18 protein-coding genes are annotated in these 16,282 nt (G+C 32.1%); 7 read left to right on the top strand and 11 right to left on the bottom strand.

The annotated features are described in order from the left end of the window. Positions 1-181: 181 nt before the first annotated feature. The 6 genes from ACSYSF_RS09000 to ACSYSF_RS09025 all read right to left on the bottom strand — a co-directional run bounded on the left by ACSYSF_RS09000 (position 182) and on the right by ACSYSF_RS09025 (position 5,120). Positions 182-799, bottom strand: coding sequence for an alpha/beta hydrolase family protein (locus ACSYSF_RS09000; RefSeq protein ID WP_489867685.1), 618 nt, complete (start codon positions 797-799; stop codon positions 182-184). A gap of 129 nt (positions 800-928) precedes the next feature. After that, positions 929-2,212: a class III lanthionine synthetase LanKC N-terminal domain-containing protein gene (locus tag ACSYSF_RS09005; protein ID WP_489867686.1), complete on the bottom strand. Its 1,284-nt coding sequence runs from the start codon at positions 2,210-2,212 to the stop codon at positions 929-931. Then, a complete protein-coding gene (locus ACSYSF_RS09010; RefSeq protein ID WP_489867687.1) occupies positions 2,206-2,478 on the bottom strand; it encodes a hypothetical protein in 273 nt (90 codons plus the stop codon). The genes ACSYSF_RS09005 and ACSYSF_RS09010 overlap by 7 nt, the downstream gene beginning before the upstream one ends. A 105-nt stretch (positions 2,479-2,583) precedes the next feature. Then, on the bottom strand, positions 2,584-2,811 hold the full coding sequence (locus ACSYSF_RS09015; protein ID WP_489867688.1) for a hypothetical protein: 228 nt from the start codon (positions 2,809-2,811) through the stop codon (positions 2,584-2,586). 184 nt (positions 2,812-2,995) lie between these two features. After that, positions 2,996-4,579 carry an ATP-binding cassette domain-containing protein gene (locus ACSYSF_RS09020; RefSeq protein WP_489867689.1) on the bottom strand — a complete coding sequence of 528 codons (1,584 nt, stop codon included), beginning with the start codon at positions 4,577-4,579 and terminating at the stop codon, positions 2,996-2,998. A gap of 379 nt (positions 4,580-4,958) precedes the next feature. Beyond that, on the bottom strand, positions 4,959-5,120 hold the full coding sequence (locus ACSYSF_RS09025; RefSeq protein ID WP_489867690.1) for a hypothetical protein: 162 nt from the start codon (positions 5,118-5,120) through the stop codon (positions 4,959-4,961). A 102-nt stretch (positions 5,121-5,222) separates the two neighbouring features. Between ACSYSF_RS09025 and ACSYSF_RS09030 the strand changes: the two genes are divergently transcribed. Both ACSYSF_RS09030 and ACSYSF_RS09035 read left to right on the top strand, forming a co-directional pair. After that, complete coding sequence (locus tag ACSYSF_RS09030; RefSeq protein WP_489867691.1) at positions 5,223-5,408, top strand: hypothetical protein; 186 nt, start codon at positions 5,223-5,225, stop codon at positions 5,406-5,408. 203 nt (positions 5,409-5,611) lie between these two features. Further along, on the top strand, positions 5,612-7,672 hold the full coding sequence (locus ACSYSF_RS09035) for a glycoside hydrolase domain-containing protein (protein ID WP_489867692.1): 2,061 nt from the start codon (positions 5,612-5,614) through the stop codon (positions 7,670-7,672). Positions 7,673-7,675: 3 nt separating this feature from the next. On the opposite strand, the gene ACSYSF_RS09040 is transcribed toward ACSYSF_RS09035, so the two are convergent. Then, entirely contained in the window at positions 7,676-8,197 is a 522-nt protein-coding gene (locus ACSYSF_RS09040) for a hypothetical protein (protein WP_489867693.1), read from the bottom strand. A 908-nt stretch (positions 8,198-9,105) separates the two neighbouring features. On the opposite strand from ACSYSF_RS09040, the gene ACSYSF_RS09045 reads away from it, so the two are divergent. Then, complete coding sequence (locus ACSYSF_RS09045) at positions 9,106-9,879, top strand: acetoin reductase (RefSeq protein ID WP_489867694.1); 774 nt, start codon at positions 9,106-9,108, stop codon at positions 9,877-9,879. Between the two features lie 172 nt (positions 9,880-10,051). Here ACSYSF_RS09045 and ACSYSF_RS09050 read toward each other — a convergent pair whose 3' ends face one another. After that, the gene (locus ACSYSF_RS09050; protein WP_489867695.1) at positions 10,052-10,549 is read right to left on the bottom strand and encodes a GNAT family N-acetyltransferase; all 498 of its coding nucleotides are present in this window, start codon (positions 10,547-10,549) and stop codon (positions 10,052-10,054) included. Between the two features lie 105 nt (positions 10,550-10,654). On the opposite strand from ACSYSF_RS09050, the gene ACSYSF_RS09055 reads away from it, so the two are divergent. Further along, positions 10,655-11,464 carry an HAD family hydrolase gene (locus ACSYSF_RS09055; RefSeq protein WP_489867696.1) on the top strand — a complete coding sequence of 270 codons (810 nt, stop codon included), beginning with the start codon at positions 10,655-10,657 and terminating at the stop codon, positions 11,462-11,464. Positions 11,465-11,564: 100 nt separating this feature from the next. Next, the gene (locus ACSYSF_RS09060; protein WP_489868268.1) at positions 11,565-11,858 is read left to right on the top strand and encodes a type II toxin-antitoxin system Phd/YefM family antitoxin; all 294 of its coding nucleotides are present in this window, start codon (positions 11,565-11,567) and stop codon (positions 11,856-11,858) included. A gap of 99 nt (positions 11,859-11,957) precedes the next feature. Here the strand turns inward: ACSYSF_RS09060 and ACSYSF_RS09065 are convergent, their stop codons facing one another. Next, positions 11,958-12,731: a CPBP family intramembrane glutamic endopeptidase gene (locus tag ACSYSF_RS09065; protein ID WP_489867697.1), complete on the bottom strand. Its 774-nt coding sequence runs from the start codon at positions 12,729-12,731 to the stop codon at positions 11,958-11,960. Positions 12,732-12,881: 150 nt separating this feature from the next. Next, positions 12,882-13,811: a hypothetical protein gene (locus ACSYSF_RS09070; protein WP_489867698.1), complete on the bottom strand. Its 930-nt coding sequence runs from the start codon at positions 13,809-13,811 to the stop codon at positions 12,882-12,884. A 235-nt stretch (positions 13,812-14,046) separates the two neighbouring features. On the opposite strand from ACSYSF_RS09070, the gene ACSYSF_RS09075 reads away from it, so the two are divergent. Beyond that, a complete protein-coding gene (locus ACSYSF_RS09075; RefSeq protein WP_489867699.1) occupies positions 14,047-14,496 on the top strand; it encodes a DUF3290 domain-containing protein in 450 nt (149 codons plus the stop codon). Positions 14,497-14,499: 3 nt separating this feature from the next. After that, positions 14,500-15,129 carry a DUF421 domain-containing protein gene (locus ACSYSF_RS09080; RefSeq protein ID WP_489867700.1) on the top strand — a complete coding sequence of 210 codons (630 nt, stop codon included), beginning with the start codon at positions 14,500-14,502 and terminating at the stop codon, positions 15,127-15,129. A gap of 86 nt (positions 15,130-15,215) precedes the next feature. Here the strand turns inward: ACSYSF_RS09080 and ACSYSF_RS09085 are convergent, their stop codons facing one another. Next, positions 15,216-16,187 (bottom strand): AEC family transporter, encoded by a 972-nt coding sequence (locus ACSYSF_RS09085; RefSeq protein WP_489867701.1) that lies wholly within the window; start codon positions 16,185-16,187, stop codon positions 15,216-15,218. Positions 16,188-16,282 lie beyond the last annotated feature (95 nt).

Consider the following 16,282-nt stretch of genomic DNA (forward strand, 5'->3'; position numbering starts at 1 on the left):
ATCCATGCAATCGCAACAATAATCCAACCACCGTGGATTAAAAAGTCCCAAATGTTTGTTTTAGATTTAGGACTATTTGTAATGATAATGCTATCTTTTAAATTACTATTTTAAAAATATATTATTCAATAATTATAAAATATCTGTTAATAATATCTGATAAAAACTAATCAATTAATTGCTAGTCCCTTTCTTTCATTTCAAAAATTAAACAATCGATTACTTTCTTTAAATTTAAGCCACTTTCACGATGATTGAATTTATCCATAAAGATAACTTTTATGTTATTATTATTAATTAATTTTAACGGTAAAAATTGCTGATATGGACATTGGCTATCACTTGTTCCCTGAATAAAAGTAATATTTTTCGTATATCCACAGTCATTAGATAAATAATCTGGCGCATTCTTATCCATATATTCTATTAACCACTTTGATTCTGTTGAAAATAGACGTTGATATTCTAAACTAATAAAACCACTAATAATAATTGTTTTACACTGTATACTGCCTGAAATCAGACTTGCTAAATATCCACCATAACTGTCACCAACTATAAACTGTAATTTTACATCTTGAAATTTAGTATTTATTTCCATTAAAATTGCTTCATAATCCAATTTGCCACCATGGCCCATAACCGTGCTATAATTCAGTACTGCAATACTAAATCCGTTGTCATACATAGCTTGTAAGTAAGGATCATCCGTAATTTGAAGTATTTTAAAAAAGGGCCCTCCATGTAAATAGATAACAATACAGTCAGGATTATCTTGATAAAAATATTTAATATCCACTCTTTTACCTCATTTTATCTATTCTGTGCGCCAATATTATTGTTTTGAAAAACAAACATTTATGAATTTTCTGTAACTACTGCTAATACTGATTGATAAACTATCAGAAATATAATCACTATTAATTCACTATTTCTCTTTAAAAATTTTATGCTCAGTTAATACGAAATTGAAATCATTATAAAAATCAATTGCACTATTATAATTATGATTAATTGTCTTAGTAAGGAGGTCTTCAAATAAACATATCTCCGTAAAATCATTAATACTATGTTGTGTACTTTTTAAAATGTTTTTTTGATATTTAGTTGGCGATAAAAGATAAAACAAAATTTTCCCTAAACTAAAAATATCTTGTGAATAATCAATTATTGAATAATCGTGATCATAAAACCCTGTTGTTCCAATCTTTTCTGCAGCATAGAATTCTTCAGGATATTGTGACATTTCAAAATCAATTATATGTACCTGATTTTTCGAATTTACAAGTATATTATTCATAGATATATCATTAATCACCACATTATATTTTTGATGAATAATTGTCACTTTTTTTAGTAAATCTAAAAATATCATCATCCTTTGATTAAATCCAATATTAGAAACAACTATTGTTCCTAATTTTACTCCATCCATATTTTCTGTAACCACGCATAAAGACTCATTAATCCAAAAAATATCTAATGCTTTAGGAACAAAATCATCATTCATTTTACTTAACACGAAAAATTCATTTATTTTTCGGTTCACACTATCAATATTATTATTTGATATGGCTCCAAAAGGTACACTTTCTTTTAAAATATTTATATTTTTAGAATTTAAATTTAATATTTTGTATACTCCGTTGTTTCCAGATTTTTGTAATATTTTTAAAATTACATATTTATTAGGTAACTGATTATACTTATGAAATGTCAATTTCTTATAAAAAACATCCTCATTTTTTCTTTTATCAATATTATCTGAGCTAGACTTAAATTCTCCATAACGATAATAAACAATTTCCGAGTTCAAAAATGACTTATCTGAAGGTATTCTAATTGATCGATCAAATTTAAATATCAACTCTAAATTAATCAATAAAGATAACAATTCTTTCTCAGTTTTAGGGTATATTGTTATAAATTTACCAACTTGAGATAATCCAAAAAAGCCAATATTTTGTTTATTAAGTTTGTCAACACTTGCTGTTACCTTAAATAATAAATCTTTATTATTCGAATAATATTTTAAAAACTTATTCAGAATTAATTCAGCATTATCTTTCGTAGCAGATATATGTATTTTAAATCCATAATTTGGTAAGAAGTCCCATTCTTTTGAATCATAATTCGAGAACCAGTAATGAGCATCCTTATTTTTGGAAGACAAATCATAATTTAGGAGAAGTTTTTCTAAACTATCTACCATATAAATTCCGCTCCTTGTTTTTCTTGCAGACACAAAAGTGCAATCATATATATTTTTAATAATTCTGACGTTGGAAATTCTTCATTATTAAATATTTGACTTAATTTTGATACTGAATACCTATGATCATACGTACAATTAGCTGATAAAGTAATAAATTTAGAAAATGTCTCAGACGTCTTAAAATCTAATCCTCTTACCTTGAATTCAGCAATAAACTTATTTAAAGAATCTTCTACTATTGAATTTACATCTCTTTCAAACATGCTGTACACCTTTCTAAATTTTGTATTAGTTAATAAAAAAACTTGGATATATATCCAAGTTTTTCTTTATTATCCTACATCAATTTGCATGTTTAAGCCCCCCTTTTATACATGAGTAAGTTCACCATGATGTCCCCCTGATAAAGCACCTACAGCAAGAGACTTTTCAATTCCTAAATTATCTAATGATGTAATATCACGTGACAACATGGCATTGCGTTGCTCTTCAGATAAATTATATTTATCGATTACCTTCTTAGGATTTTCTAAAAAGTCAGAAATAACAGATACATTCGATTGTAATTCATAAATTAATGATTCAAAATTTTTCATATCAAAATTCTCCTTATTTTATTAAGAAAGGTAATCAATCTATCTAATCCTTTCTTTATAATTAGAATTATATAACTATTTTCTAATTATAACAACATTTTTATTAGAATTTTTTAATAAAAATGCGATAACGTTAATATTAAATTTCAAAATATAAGCCCTTAAAAATTTCATCGTATGGATTCTAACACTCAACACTACGTATAAGCTTGTCAAAATTTAAGAGATAATCAAATTGCTTTTCGTTCTGTGCATCAATTGTATGCGAAACAACAACCAAAGTACCATCTGTACTTTTTTGCCAATTAAAAATTGTTTCCCAAAAAATGGTACTTGTTTCGGGATCTAAGTTAGCCGTAGGTTCGTCAAAAACCAACATCTTTTTGTTACTTAATAAGCCACGTAATAACAAGACCCGCCTGTTTTCTCCCGACGATAATGAATTAACTTTTTCAGATTCTAAAATATCTTCTGGTAAAAACGTCTTTACTAATTCTTGCTGTTCGTCCGTTATCTTTTTATCAAAAAGAATATTTTCTAATACTGACATATTAAATAATGAATTATCAGCTAAAATATAGGCAATATCAGAAAAAACATCTACATTATCATCAATCTTTTCATCATCATAATATATATTACCTTTTATACTAGTAGTTAAACCAAGAATTGCTTTTAAAAAGACTGATTTACCAATACCACTTTTACCTTTAATTAAATAACTATTGTTACTAGCAATAGTTATATCTGGATAAAGCAATTTTTTCTTATCCAACTCAATTACTAAATTACTAGTTTGAATTTTATTTTTAAATTGAACTACTTTTTTAGTGGGGCTATTATTAACAATGCTATTACTAATTTCTTCTCTTATATCTTTTGTACTATTAATCGAATTAATATTACGCGAAATTGATAGAACAGGTAAACTAAGTTGATCAATTAATCCTAACAGAGTAACAGCTGTTCCAATAGTAATACGATTGTTAGCAATTAAGAAGGCAGATATTATAAGGGCTACAAAACTTGAAAAATAAGAAACTAATGAATAAATAGTATTTAAAGTTAATTGATAATTTTGTGCATTAATCCCTGAATTTTGTTCCACTTTTAAACCCTTTTGAAATTTTGAACGCAAGAAATCCGAGATATTAAATATTTGTATATATTGAAAATTTTGAATAATATTTTCAAAATTAGATAGATTAACACCCATTGCATCTAAGTATTTCTTCTTTTTTTCAGCAATCTTTCTTTTAAATAGTTTCGTTACAATTAAAGGCAAAACCATTAATAATATGATCACAAGTCCTGCTAAATAACTAATATAAAAAATGGATAATGTAACAAAAATAACCCGTAAAATAAGATAAAAATTGCTATACCAAGCCATATAATAAGGATATTCTAAATTAGCGATCGCATTATTTATAACTTGCGTTGAATTACTAACTGTTTCTTCTGAAAGTTTTTTATTACGATTAAATACATTATTTGCTATACCTTGTTTTAATTGATAAATTGTTTTTCGCGTTAATTTATTTTCAAATAACCACTCTAAGTAATAGAAAAAAACTTCTATTAACATTAATCCACCATATAGTAAACTAAATTGAATAGCTAAGTGCTTATTTAAATTTAAGGCTGATTGAATTAAATCACCCTTAATAAACTGAATGACTGTAGCTGCTAGCGTTGAAATAACCAGAATAACAATTAGTTTCCCAATTTTCCCATTCTTAATTCCAAAAACTAAATTATGTTTCATACACGCATATTCTCATTTCTTTTTAATAAAATATAAATCTAATTATCATAATAGTCAAATTATTAATAATAATAAATAAGTTTCCTTATTCGTATCAGGACAATATTTGTTACTTTTTATAAGACTAAATAGACTTTGATGAATAATTTATTCACCCTAGTAACGGCCACAAATCTTTAAATAACATATAAACTAATTTGAAATACTTAAAAACACTCATAAAATACGGTTCGGCACATAAAAGGATGAATCTTATATTACGAATCAATGCTAAACAACAATTTATACAAATCGATTATTCTTCTAATTACGCACGTGAGACATGATTCACAATTATTCTATTTGTAACATGTCTTGCCTGTAAATTTAAAACAATTGTTTAATCTAACAAAATCTTATCGTATACTTTTTGACTACTACTTAAGCGATGATATATCGGAAAGTTATACTTGGTACTACTAATCGGGGTAACAATTGTTATATTACTTGTCTGCGACACCAAATCATGACTTAAAGCAATATCTGGTCGCTTTTTCATCATTCTCGTGGATGACTTTGTTTTTAAAGATTAGTTTCAATTATTTGTTATCAGTTAAAGCTATATTAATATAATCTTGGTATCTGACTATATGGATGCTAAAAAGTGATAATTGTGTATTACACAACAACAGTTGGTCATATGCGGCAAGTTTTAAGAAAAGCAGGCATTAGCCTATATTTAGAACAAGATTCAAAGCAAAATGGCGTAAGAATGTTACAAGATTTAGAAATTATGAAAGGTAACACGCAATTGCCAATTTATATCGTCAAGTCCATGATGGTAAGTTAATAATTAATTGCAGAACTCAGTATTAAAAATACTGAGTTCTTTTTTAAATTCTAAAATTAAGTTAATGTTAATTTTAATAGGATAAAACCTACACATTTCGTTAATATTAGGTTAAACTTAATTTGTTGATTGATAAATTTATTAGCGCTAATAGTTCATGCAATCACTTAATTTTAAAATTATGATTAAAGGAGACCATATAAATGGATGAGCAAGTTAAGAAAACACAAGTGTGGTTAAACAAAACCTATAAAAATGTTAAAGGTTATGAAAAGGTTAAAGAAAATGGTCAGACTGGATGGCCAACGATTTATGCTTTACGTGAAGGCTTACAACATGAGGTGGGGATTAGCCCAGTTGCCTCAGGGTTTGGTGAGACCACTGAAAAAGCAGTTAGTAAGGTTATGAGTAAACTTAAAAACGGTTATTTAGGTAATTTAGTGAAATTAATTCAAGGAGCTTTCTGGGCAAAAGGGATTTCACCTGGTGCACTTGATGGTAAATATACCAAGGCGACAACTAATGCCATTGAGACTTTGCAACGTCAAGCGGGTGTCACGGTAGATGGTAAGATGACAACGCAACTAATGAAAGCTTTGTTTGATATGAGTGCCTTTGGTCTCGTATTGGGCGGTACTGAACAAGTACGAGGTATGCAACAATATTTGAATGGCCATTATCATAAATATTTTGGGATTTTACCGTGTGATGGTATTTATCAACGTGATACGAATACAGCCTTAATTTATGCCCTACAAGTTGAAATTGGCTTATCAGGTAGTGCCAATGGTGTTTATGGTCCTGGTACGATTAAAGCAACCCCAACGTTAAAAGTGGGTGCTTCAGGTGCTATTGTTAAGTTAATTCAGTATGGTTTGATGGTTAATGGTTATTATACTGGGGCAATTGATGGGCAATTTACAGCTACTATGGGTGATCGTATTGTGGCATTCCGTAAATTCATGAATTTGCCTCCTTATACGAGTACCGCTGACTTAACGGTTATTAAAGGTTTGCTAACAAGTAATGGGAATGTTAATCGTGATGCATCAGCTATGGATACGTCTAAGCAATTATCAGCGACTGATATAACTTATTTAAAGTCCCAAGGCTATACGATGATTGGGCGTTATTTGACAGGTTCTGTTGGTATTGGGGCAACGCAAAGAAATAAATACTTAACGCGTACAGAGTTGCATAATTTGATAGCAGCAGGGATTAATGTATTTCCGATTTACCAAGATGGTGGTGGCGTAATTGATTATTTTACAGCAGCTCAGGGTTATAAAGACGCTAATTTAGCTAGTCAAGCAGCTCGTTCACTGGGAATTCCTAGTGGCGCAACGATTTATTTTGCTGCTGATTTAGATGTTGAAGACGGAAATATTGATGGCACGATTATTCCTTATACGAAAGCGGTAGCTGCTCAATTGTCTGGCTATAAAGTCGGTATTTACGGGACCCGTAATGTTTGTTCGCGAGCAGCGGCAGCAGGTTATGCAACAAGCGCCTTTGTGGCTGATATGTCGACGGGTTTTTCTGGTAACTTAGGTTTTCCGATGCCCAAGGTTTGGGCCTTTGATCAATTTGTTGAATTTAGTCTAGGGGGAATTCCGATTGATAACTTGGGATTGTCTGGTCGTGATAGAGGTATAACAAGTGTTTCTAAGAGCATTACAGCACAGGAAGCGCTAAAAAGAGTATTAAAGAATGTAAATATTACTTTAGATGGTCCAGCAGTAACTGTCATCAAAAAAACAGCACTAAAAATCACAGCACAAGCAACTAGTACTGTTAATTCATCGGATGGGAACCATGCTATTCAAATAACAAATGGTCATTTAGAGTCAGCTAGTTTAAATAAAGTATTGAAGACATTTGGTATTAATTTACCAACTGGGGCAGTTGATAATATGTTGGATTTGTCGCTATCGGCCACAGGTATTAACATTTCAGGAGATGTTATGGACGGTGAGTTACGAATTTTGACATTCAGTACAGATGGTAAAAATTTATCCCTTGAATTAGTAGTGAAATCACTTAAAGATGAAGTATTGGATGCAGAGTTTGGTATTAAATTTAATGCGACTATTGACGTAAATAATTTAACTGATAAATTAAAAACGATGTATGCTGCAGTTCATAGTAGCGTTGAAAAAGTGGCCACAAGTTTTCAAATAGACCTATCTCCTAAAACAGTAATGCTAATTGCTACGTTTATTGTGGTGTTGTTTTTCATTACAATAATCCCAACAATTGCGTAACAATTAATGACTAAATATCACTGCCAATATAGCAGTAAATAAACTTAAAAAACCAAACCTGCTTATAAGTGGATTTAATCTAGAAATATTGGCAGACGTTTCATAAAAATATCTTTTTTCACTTTGTGAGAACAGCGAAGGTTTGTCTTGGGCAGCATACTGATAAAGTACCTGCCTTTTATTAAGTATAGATATAATTAATCTATAAAATATAAAAATTAATATAAGTAAACCAATATTAATTAGCCACATATAGTGAACAGGGACAACTAATGAATATTTCATTAAAATAAAAACTATTATAATGCTTAAGAATGCATAAATTAAAAGCCTATATGTTGAATGCTGTTGTTTAGGATATTGTTTACTTAACTTTTTTCGTAATCTTTTTTTATTAGGTTTTGATATTTTTAGACTATTCAATCTTTTATTATGATTAATTTGATTTAATGATAACTTAACTATTAAGATAAAAAGACTAATACAAGCAACTCCTATGAAGATAAGTGCAAATAAGTTGGTCATAGATGAATATATCCTTTCTAATAGTTCCTTTACCCTAAGATAATGAAGGTTCAGTGCAAGTGGCTTTTTTACTTATTTATACGTTTATTATGATCTTTTAAGTGGAGTATATATGAATTAATTGTTTTATGAAATGAGTAGCTGTGGTAAACTGAAATCATCAATTAAATACGTATGCAAAAAAAAGCCCCAAGAATTGGCGTTCTTGGAGATTGCTTTTTATAAGAAGTACCTTGTCGGGATTGGCGTCCCACTTGGTGTGACTTGATGTGCGCAATCACATCAAGATTTATACTTTACAGTATAACATATCTGTTCGAATAGTAAATAAATGGACATGATATTTTGATGAAAAGTATACAGGAAAAATCCTGGCAAAGACGATAACATCGGACTTTGTGAATCTTGATGAGAGGCTACAAAGTCTTTTTCTTTTGCCGGGGAATTAGTGTTAACCGATATCAAACCAGCGTAGAACTCACGCAGCTAAAAAGAAGCCTAGGTGGAGACTAGGACGGCAAGGGAAGCGCCTTGCTGTGTGCACCATGGACAGCAAAAACAGTGAAATGGTGAAGCAATGCTAATTAGTCCAGGATTGGGTAGCTAGTTAGGGTTCGATTATGGGTTGCGCGGTAATGAAGACATAAAGCCTGCGGAGAAGCTGGTTCAGTAATGAATCGAAGTCGGTAGTCCCCATGTTATGTAAAGGGTTAAACAATTACCTATATATGCTAAAAGGTGTAACACAATGGTACGCACCTTTTTCAGCTTTTTGTTTACTGGTAATTGTATATAAAAAATAATGAAATAAATTTTAGAACGCTATTGTAAGCGCTTCCGAAAAGAACTATACTAATCTTGTATAAAAGATTATACAAATTTTAAGGTATTAACCGAGGGGGTTTATCATGAGTAAAAAAGTTGCTGTAGTTACAGGATCAGCTGGTGGTTTAGGTAAGGGAATCGCAGAACGTCTATTGAAAGACGGATTCAGTGTAATGATTCATGATATTAATGAGGAAGCTTTGTCTAAGACTGAAAGTGAGCTTAAGTCTCTAGGTGACGTTGCTAGCTTTACTGGTGATGTTTCTAAAAAAGAAGACCAAGAAGCTTTGGTTGCCGCAGCTGTTGAAAAGTTTGGTCAATTAAATGTCTTTATCAATAACGCAGGTGTTGAAGCTGTAACACCATTCTTAGATATTGATGCAAAGGAATTGGAGCGCACATTTAAGATTAATGTTTTCGGAACTGTTTATGGAACACAAGCAGCTGCAGAGCAGTTCATTAAGCAAGGTACGCCTGGTAAGATCATCAATGCATGTTCAATCGCGGGTCATGAAGCTTATGAAATGTTGGGTACTTACTCAGCATCTAAGCATGCGGTTAAGGCCTTCACACATGATGCTGCTAAGGAACTAGCTTCTAAGCACATCACAGTAAATGCTTACTGCCCAGGTATTGCTAAGACTAAGATGTGGGATCGAATCGATGCTGAAATGGTTAAGGCAGATCCATCATTGAAGCCTGGTGAGCCATTTGAGCAATTCTCTAGTCAAATTGCATTGGGCCGTTACGAGACACCAACAGATGTTGCTAACTTGGTGCACTTCTTGGCTTCTGAAGATTCAGACTACATTACTGGTCAAGCTATCTTGGTTGATGGTGGATTAGTTTATAACTAAACCTAACGTCTGAAAGATAATAATATTAAAAATTCCGACTCAATTAAAAATAGTATGATAATTATGAAATTGTGTAATTGAGATCGTGAAAATAGCTCGCAAATTCGATGCGTTAATAACATCGGGTTTGCGAGCCTTTTTGTGTATTAATAAGTTATTAAAAGTATCGTTATCAGAATTCAAAATGTTTACCTAAAATAGCTAAGTCTAGATAGTTGTCATCAATTTCTGCTACTTGGGGTAATAAGCCCCATTCTTGAAACCCCAGTTTTTCGAACAGTTTTATGCTGGGAATGTTTTGTTTAAAAATAAACGCAACAACATTCTTGAAAGCACGTTGTTTTAATTGTGAGATGACAAATTCAAGTGCCTGGGTTCCGATATGATGCCCACGGGCAGCCGTATCCAGATAAATACTAACTTCAGCTGTTTCATGATAAGCGGCGCGTCCATAAAACGATTCTAAGCTAATCCAGCCAATGACATTATTATCATCTAAAATAGACCAAATTGGGTACTTGGCAGTTGCTTGCGCTAACCATGGTTCGCGGTCCGCAACGGTAATCGGTGTTAGGTCAGCAGTAATGTTACGTTGCTTAATGGCTTGATTATAAATGCTGACGATTTTAGGTAAATCAGTAGTTTGGGCAAATTCAAAATGAATGGGCATAACAACCTCCGAAAATAGTGATTATTTGTTAAGATTAGTATAATACGAAGTAATAAGGATATTATGTTTTATCGTAATAAAACTTACATGAATGGGGGACTTTGCATGATTAAACAAATCTTTTTAGATATGGATGGGACATTATTAGATAACAGCGGTGTTGTGACACCAGAAACGATTGCAACCATTAAAGCAGCTAAAATACCAGTGGCATTAGTTTCGGCACGCGCACCACAAGAAATGACCCAGGCTATTACCCAATTAGATTTACAAGCACCACAAGTTGCTTTTAATGGGGGCTTGATTTATCAAGTAGAAGCAGGTGTGATGCACGCATTAAAAGCCAACACCATTGCGGCTGATATGAGTGAAAGGTTGGTTAATTGGTTATTGAAACATTATTCATATCTTAGTGTTAGTTACCATACGCAAGCTGATTGGGTAGTTGATGATGCGCAGTCGCCAGAAGTCTTACATGAAATATCATTTACAGGTCTATCACCACGAACGATGCAAAGTGATCATATCAAGTTCGATGCTGGTGAAGGCATTTTTAAAATTATGATTATCGATCTTAGTGGTACGCATCTCGATGATGTGCAAGCAGCGATTGAAGCATTACCGATAGCCGGGTTGAACGTGTTGCAATCAGATAAGGAGCACTTAGAGATTACAAGTGATGTTGCTGAAAAGGCATACGGTGTTGCTTACATTGTCCAAGAAGAAGGCTTGTTGCAAGATGAAACGGCAGCTTTTGGGGATGGTCAAAATGATTTATCAATGTTTGATGAAGTCGGTACGGCAATTGCAATGGCTAATGCACCTGAAAATGTACGTGAAGCTGGTGACTATGTGACAAAGAGCAACCAAGAAAATGGCGTTGCATATGGGATTGAGACGTTTTTGATGAATTGATTATTTTGCAGTGTTCATTTTAGTAGTCTCGATAAATTTAATTGCGATGCATGTCTATTAAATGTTAAACGTTTTTGTAATCAATAAAGTAGGTGGTAATATGACGCTTGTTTCAACACAAAGTAATTTTAGAGCTCACATTAAAGGTTATTTAGATTTAGTGAATGATGCTGATGAAATGATATATGTGGCACGAGCTAATAATCGAACAGTTGCAGTAATGTCGCAAGAAAAATTAGATTGGATAGAACGTGCTTTGCGAGCTAAAGAAGATTCATTAGAATACGCAATTTCACATGACCGACTTATTAAACGACGTGTATTGCCAGATGATGAAATAACAGAATCAAATGATGAGTATTGGAGACAGTTTGAAAAACAAAACATATCTTGAACTGCCCTGTAAATTTTAAAAATGAAGTCATAAAAATACCCCGAAAGTTAAATTTTTTACTTTAACTTTTGGGGCTCATTTTTTAAATTTTGTTGTTACTCACTTTTTCAAATTAAATAATTTTAATTGTGTCTTTGGTACGAATAATAAAAGGCCGACCAGAGCAATTTCTACAACAAGTCCAATGACAATTTGCGTCTGGTTAATCATATTTAAGATGGCATAAATATCTAAGTATGAGAAAAAATCAACAATAAAATGTGCTAGGATTGGCCAGGTAAGTGATCGGGTTCTTAAATATAAGGCAGAGAGGACTAAACTTATACCGAATGCAAAAATAACTTCCCAAATCACAGGGGCAAATGGTTGGCCATTGAGTAGGTTAGTAAGATGATTTAGGCTAAATAGAAAGCTGACGATTAATATTGCTTTAATCGCCCGCGTTTCTGGACGACCTTTAAAAATAGATAAAAATTTAGGTAACAAGAGGCCTCTAAATTGATATTCCTCCACGATGGCAGAACCGAATGTAAAAATAAGATTAATTAGTTGGAAATGTTGCAAATCTGATTGCCAATCATCAAGACTAACAAACTGAATAATTGCATAAATGATAATAATCAAAATCGGTAATAGTAGCGTTGATAGACGATTCGATGTATTAAAATAATAGACTTTTTGCTTAAGCCAAAATTTGTTTAATACGAAAACAAATAGTATCGCCAATATGAAACGTAGAATTACGGATATAATCATAGGTAAATTAAAAATTTTGATTACAGAAATAGTGGCTAACATGGAGATAATAGCTGATAAACTAGAAATAAACCAGAATAGGGTTGTTAGAAAAAATTCTTTTTTGTTAGCGAGCATCTATATGGGGCTCCTTTCTATTTATTTTGAATTCACTTAAACAAAAACGCGTCAGGACTTAGCCTGACGCGTTAATCGTTCCTTGAATGGAAAATATCAAAATTAATTTAACTGAAAATATTTAGTCTTAGTCCCTGTTATATTATTAATTTAAATGTCTGATGTTATATCATCGTCATTGTCGGATGATGAATTTGCTCCTGCGTCATCGAATTGTGCCGAGTAGTAATCGAAAGCTTTTTCTTGAATGATGTCGGTTAACTCTGTTTCTGACTTAACCAGTTTCTTAGCTGGCATCTTCACCTTTAGTTTGTCGTTACGTTTTGTAGTAGTCTTAAAGGTAAAGCGAGCTAATTGACCGTCTTCTTTACCTGAGAAGTTCATCTTAAGTAATTGCCCCTTATTACCAACTGTAATGTTAAACTTCAACTTATTAACATCATTAATGGATGACTTATATTTGTTCCAATCTGATTTTGGAATGTCTTTTCCTGATTTAGTATTCGCAGCCTTGTTCATTAAACGTTTCATATCGCTTTTGTTTAAGTTAACTCGGTAACCATCAGATACTTTTTCAAATTTACTGCCATCTAAATCATCGAACCAGGCAGTTAATTTATTACCATCTGATTTAACGTTAGGTGTTTTTACATCACCATATGAAGATGTATCAGATGCATCTAACCAATACTTGTTAAGTGAATTAGTTAAACTCGACATATCGCCAAGTCCCTCGGCTTTTAACGAGTCCGTTAAAAAGGCAGCTGATAAATAAGCGTTATTTTTGTCAGCCTTAATATGCATCTTCTGTGACTTTTTATTTTCACTAACGTTCATGGTTAAATCCATGTTGTTTTTATTGTCAGCATCGATTTTTACATTACCGTTAATACGCGCTGCAGACATATCATCACCACTAACTTTTACCCGGAAGTCAGCAACATTGTCTTTACTGTCTGACATTTTTGTTAGTGTGTTGTCAAATTGTCGCTTAGGTGTATGCAGAACAGCATAAGTTCCACCACCAGCTATGGCAATCACAATAACTGTTGTCGTACCAATTACAATCCCTTTATTCATGAAATTACCCCCTTATGACAACTCTCTCCTAAAATAGAGTATTATATTTCGGAAAAATATAATATTCTAATAAAAATTATAACAAAAATAGGAAATGAGCTCTAGAAAGATGCCTTTATTTACAAATACAAATTATCTTTTAGGAAATATCATATATATAATGGTGTTATTATATTCAATAACAGAAATTTTAAATCTATTGTGTAGACAACAATTCTAAATAGGGAGTCGGGTTATGACGTTTTATACATATCAATACTTGTTGGATCATCAAACACAATATCCATACATTCGATTAGCCATCATTGTGATTTTGGCCATCGCCTTTATTGCCTTATTAATCCGATACTTTTCGAATAAAGGTGATATTAAATACAAAGATTTGGCCGTTATTGTCGGAACTGTAATAATTTTGCTAGTGGCAATTCAATTTAATGATTACACTAATTTTAAAACAAGCAGTCAACAGAGTGGTCAGGAAGTTTCTTTGGTTAAGGACGTTGCTAAAAAGCTCGACGTGAAGCCACAAAAATTGCAGGTAAACAGTTTACAAGCAGGCAATGGGGATGTTTTAATTCGGAGTCCTAAAGCCGATTATCGGGTTATTTTTAATAATGATAATTCCGAATACGTATTGGAAAAAATAAATTTGGATGACAAGACCACTAAAGTAGAAGGGAAATAAAAGATGTTTTCATATACAGATGTGTTTTTGAAACTAATTATTGGTTTCGTTTTTATTACATTGTTGATTAAGTTTAGTGGTAAAGGTAGTTTGGCACCAACATCACCGTTAGATCAATTACAAAATTATGTTTTAGGTGGCATTATTGGTGGTATTTTATATAATCAAGCCATTTCAATTGCCCAGTATGTGGTGGTACTAGCTATTTGGGCTTTGTTGATGCTAACCACGCGTTACTTAAAAACCCACAATCGTGTTGTGGGTAAATTTATTGATGGTGAGCCAATGACGATTATTTATAATGGTGAGTTATTGGTTAAGAATTGTCTGCAAGCTAATTTATCAGCTAAAGAAATTGATTTTAAATTGCGTTCTGCTGGCGTTTTAGACATTACAACAGTGCAACGAGCTATCTTAGAACAAAATGGTAGTATGACCATTTTAGGTAAATCTGATGAAGATGTACGGTTCCCAGTTATTATTGACGGCAATGTTGATATGGACGTGCTAAAAGTCATGAACAAAGATGAAGAATGGTTACAAAATGAACTAGCAACCCAGGGTGTTGATGACATCAAAGAAGTGTATATGGCGCGTTACCGTAATCATAAATGGGAAATTGCAACTTACTAGTGTAGTATAAATAAAAGGTCCGGTTTCAACTTATTTGTTGAAACCGGACCTTTTCAATATAGATATGTGTTTTCTAATTTGAAAAACTAAACTAATAGCATGATAATCACGACAGCAAATGGGAAAATAAAGATACTTTCCGTTAAAATACGTGTTGAAAAATCAACATCCATCTTGTTTTGCTCAGCTAGCATTGGCAAAACTGTTAACATTGGTGTGACTGATTGGACTAACAATGTCTTCATTAATAAGTGAGGCAATGTGAATAGGCCAAGTGCCTGATTAATCCAGAGCACGAGCGCCATCATCAATGGCGTTACAACAAACTTACCAATTTGGGCCACAATATCAGTTTTTTGTACTTTCAAATGTGATAGTTGGGTTTTGGCAAGTTGTAGACCAATGAAAATTAGTGACAGTGGTGTCACAATATTTGAGACATAATTTAATGCCTGATACAAAAATCCGTTTACAGGTAACTTAATATTGATAAAGAAGAAAAGAATACCGATGACGAATCCCCACATAGGTGGTGTTAATAAATTAATGAAACGGCGCCATGCAGGTAATTGCGTCTTTTTAGCTGCATCAGGACCATCTTTGTAGATAAACTTTACCCCAATAGCCCATGTTGTAATGGTATTAGCGACAAAGTAGGCTAAAAAGTAAGGTAAACTTTTGCTACCGAATAGCGCTAAGTTCAAAGGTAATCCAACGAATAGGGTGTTAGCATTAACAAAGCCGTTTACGAAGATACTATGACGATCTTTGTTTAAATGAAGTAAATGACTAGCTGGAAATGCTATCAAAAAGCACAGCATAATTGCAATTAGGGATAACACAAAACCAATTAGTAAAATATCAAAATTTTCTTTGTTTATGTATTTTTGTGATGAAATAAATACCGATACAGGAAGGGCAACATTAACCACAACAGTTGATAAGTCATTGATGAAATTTGAACTAACTGCTTTGGATTTCCCAATTATAATTCCAATAATGATAATAGTAATAATGATAAAAACACTATTTAATGAAATAAGAAACGTGGGTAACATATCAATCATAACTCCTATAAATATTTGATGCTTAACAGCAAACATATATATCTTACGCTAATGTGTCTACAAATGCGATAATCATTGTAACTTGC

The organism is Weissella sp. ESL1139, from assembly GCF_058506735.1.

What these genes read in the sequence shown, in the direction of transcription:
- ACSYSF_RS09005 (WP_489867686.1), bottom strand. Translation starts at nt 2,212, where the DNA reads ATGGTAGATAGTTTAGAAAAACTTCTCCTAAATTATGATTTGTCTTCC.
- ACSYSF_RS09010 (WP_489867687.1), bottom strand. Translation starts at nt 2,478, where the DNA reads ATGTTTGAAAGAGATGTAAATTCAATAGTAGAAGATTCTTTAAATAAG.
- ACSYSF_RS09015 (WP_489867688.1), bottom strand. Translation starts at nt 2,811, where the DNA reads ATGAAAAATTTTGAATCATTAATTTATGAATTACAATCGAATGTATCT.
- ACSYSF_RS09020 (WP_489867689.1), bottom strand. Translation starts at nt 4,579, where the DNA reads ATGAAACATAATTTAGTTTTTGGAATTAAGAATGGGAAAATTGGGAAA.
- ACSYSF_RS09025 (WP_489867690.1), bottom strand. Translation starts at nt 5,120, where the DNA reads ATGATGAAAAAGCGACCAGATATTGCTTTAAGTCATGATTTGGTGTCG.
- ACSYSF_RS09035 (WP_489867692.1), top strand. Translation starts at nt 5,612, where the DNA reads ATGGATGAGCAAGTTAAGAAAACACAAGTGTGGTTAAACAAAACCTAT.
- ACSYSF_RS09040 (WP_489867693.1), bottom strand. Translation starts at nt 8,197, where the DNA reads ATGACCAACTTATTTGCACTTATCTTCATAGGAGTTGCTTGTATTAGT.
- ACSYSF_RS09045 (WP_489867694.1), top strand. Translation starts at nt 9,106, where the DNA reads ATGAGTAAAAAAGTTGCTGTAGTTACAGGATCAGCTGGTGGTTTAGGT.
- ACSYSF_RS09050 (WP_489867695.1), bottom strand. Translation starts at nt 10,549, where the DNA reads ATGCCCATTCATTTTGAATTTGCCCAAACTACTGATTTACCTAAAATC.
- ACSYSF_RS09055 (WP_489867696.1), top strand. Translation starts at nt 10,655, where the DNA reads ATGATTAAACAAATCTTTTTAGATATGGATGGGACATTATTAGATAAC.
- ACSYSF_RS09060 (WP_489868268.1), top strand. Translation starts at nt 11,565, where the DNA reads ATGACGCTTGTTTCAACACAAAGTAATTTTAGAGCTCACATTAAAGGT.
- ACSYSF_RS09065 (WP_489867697.1), bottom strand. Translation starts at nt 12,731, where the DNA reads ATGCTCGCTAACAAAAAAGAATTTTTTCTAACAACCCTATTCTGGTTT.
- ACSYSF_RS09070 (WP_489867698.1), bottom strand. Translation starts at nt 13,811, where the DNA reads ATGAATAAAGGGATTGTAATTGGTACGACAACAGTTATTGTGATTGCC.
- ACSYSF_RS09075 (WP_489867699.1), top strand. Translation starts at nt 14,047, where the DNA reads ATGACGTTTTATACATATCAATACTTGTTGGATCATCAAACACAATAT.
- ACSYSF_RS09080 (WP_489867700.1), top strand. Translation starts at nt 14,500, where the DNA reads ATGTTTTCATATACAGATGTGTTTTTGAAACTAATTATTGGTTTCGTT.
- ACSYSF_RS09085 (WP_489867701.1), bottom strand. Translation starts at nt 16,187, where the DNA reads ATGTTACCCACGTTTCTTATTTCATTAAATAGTGTTTTTATCATTATT.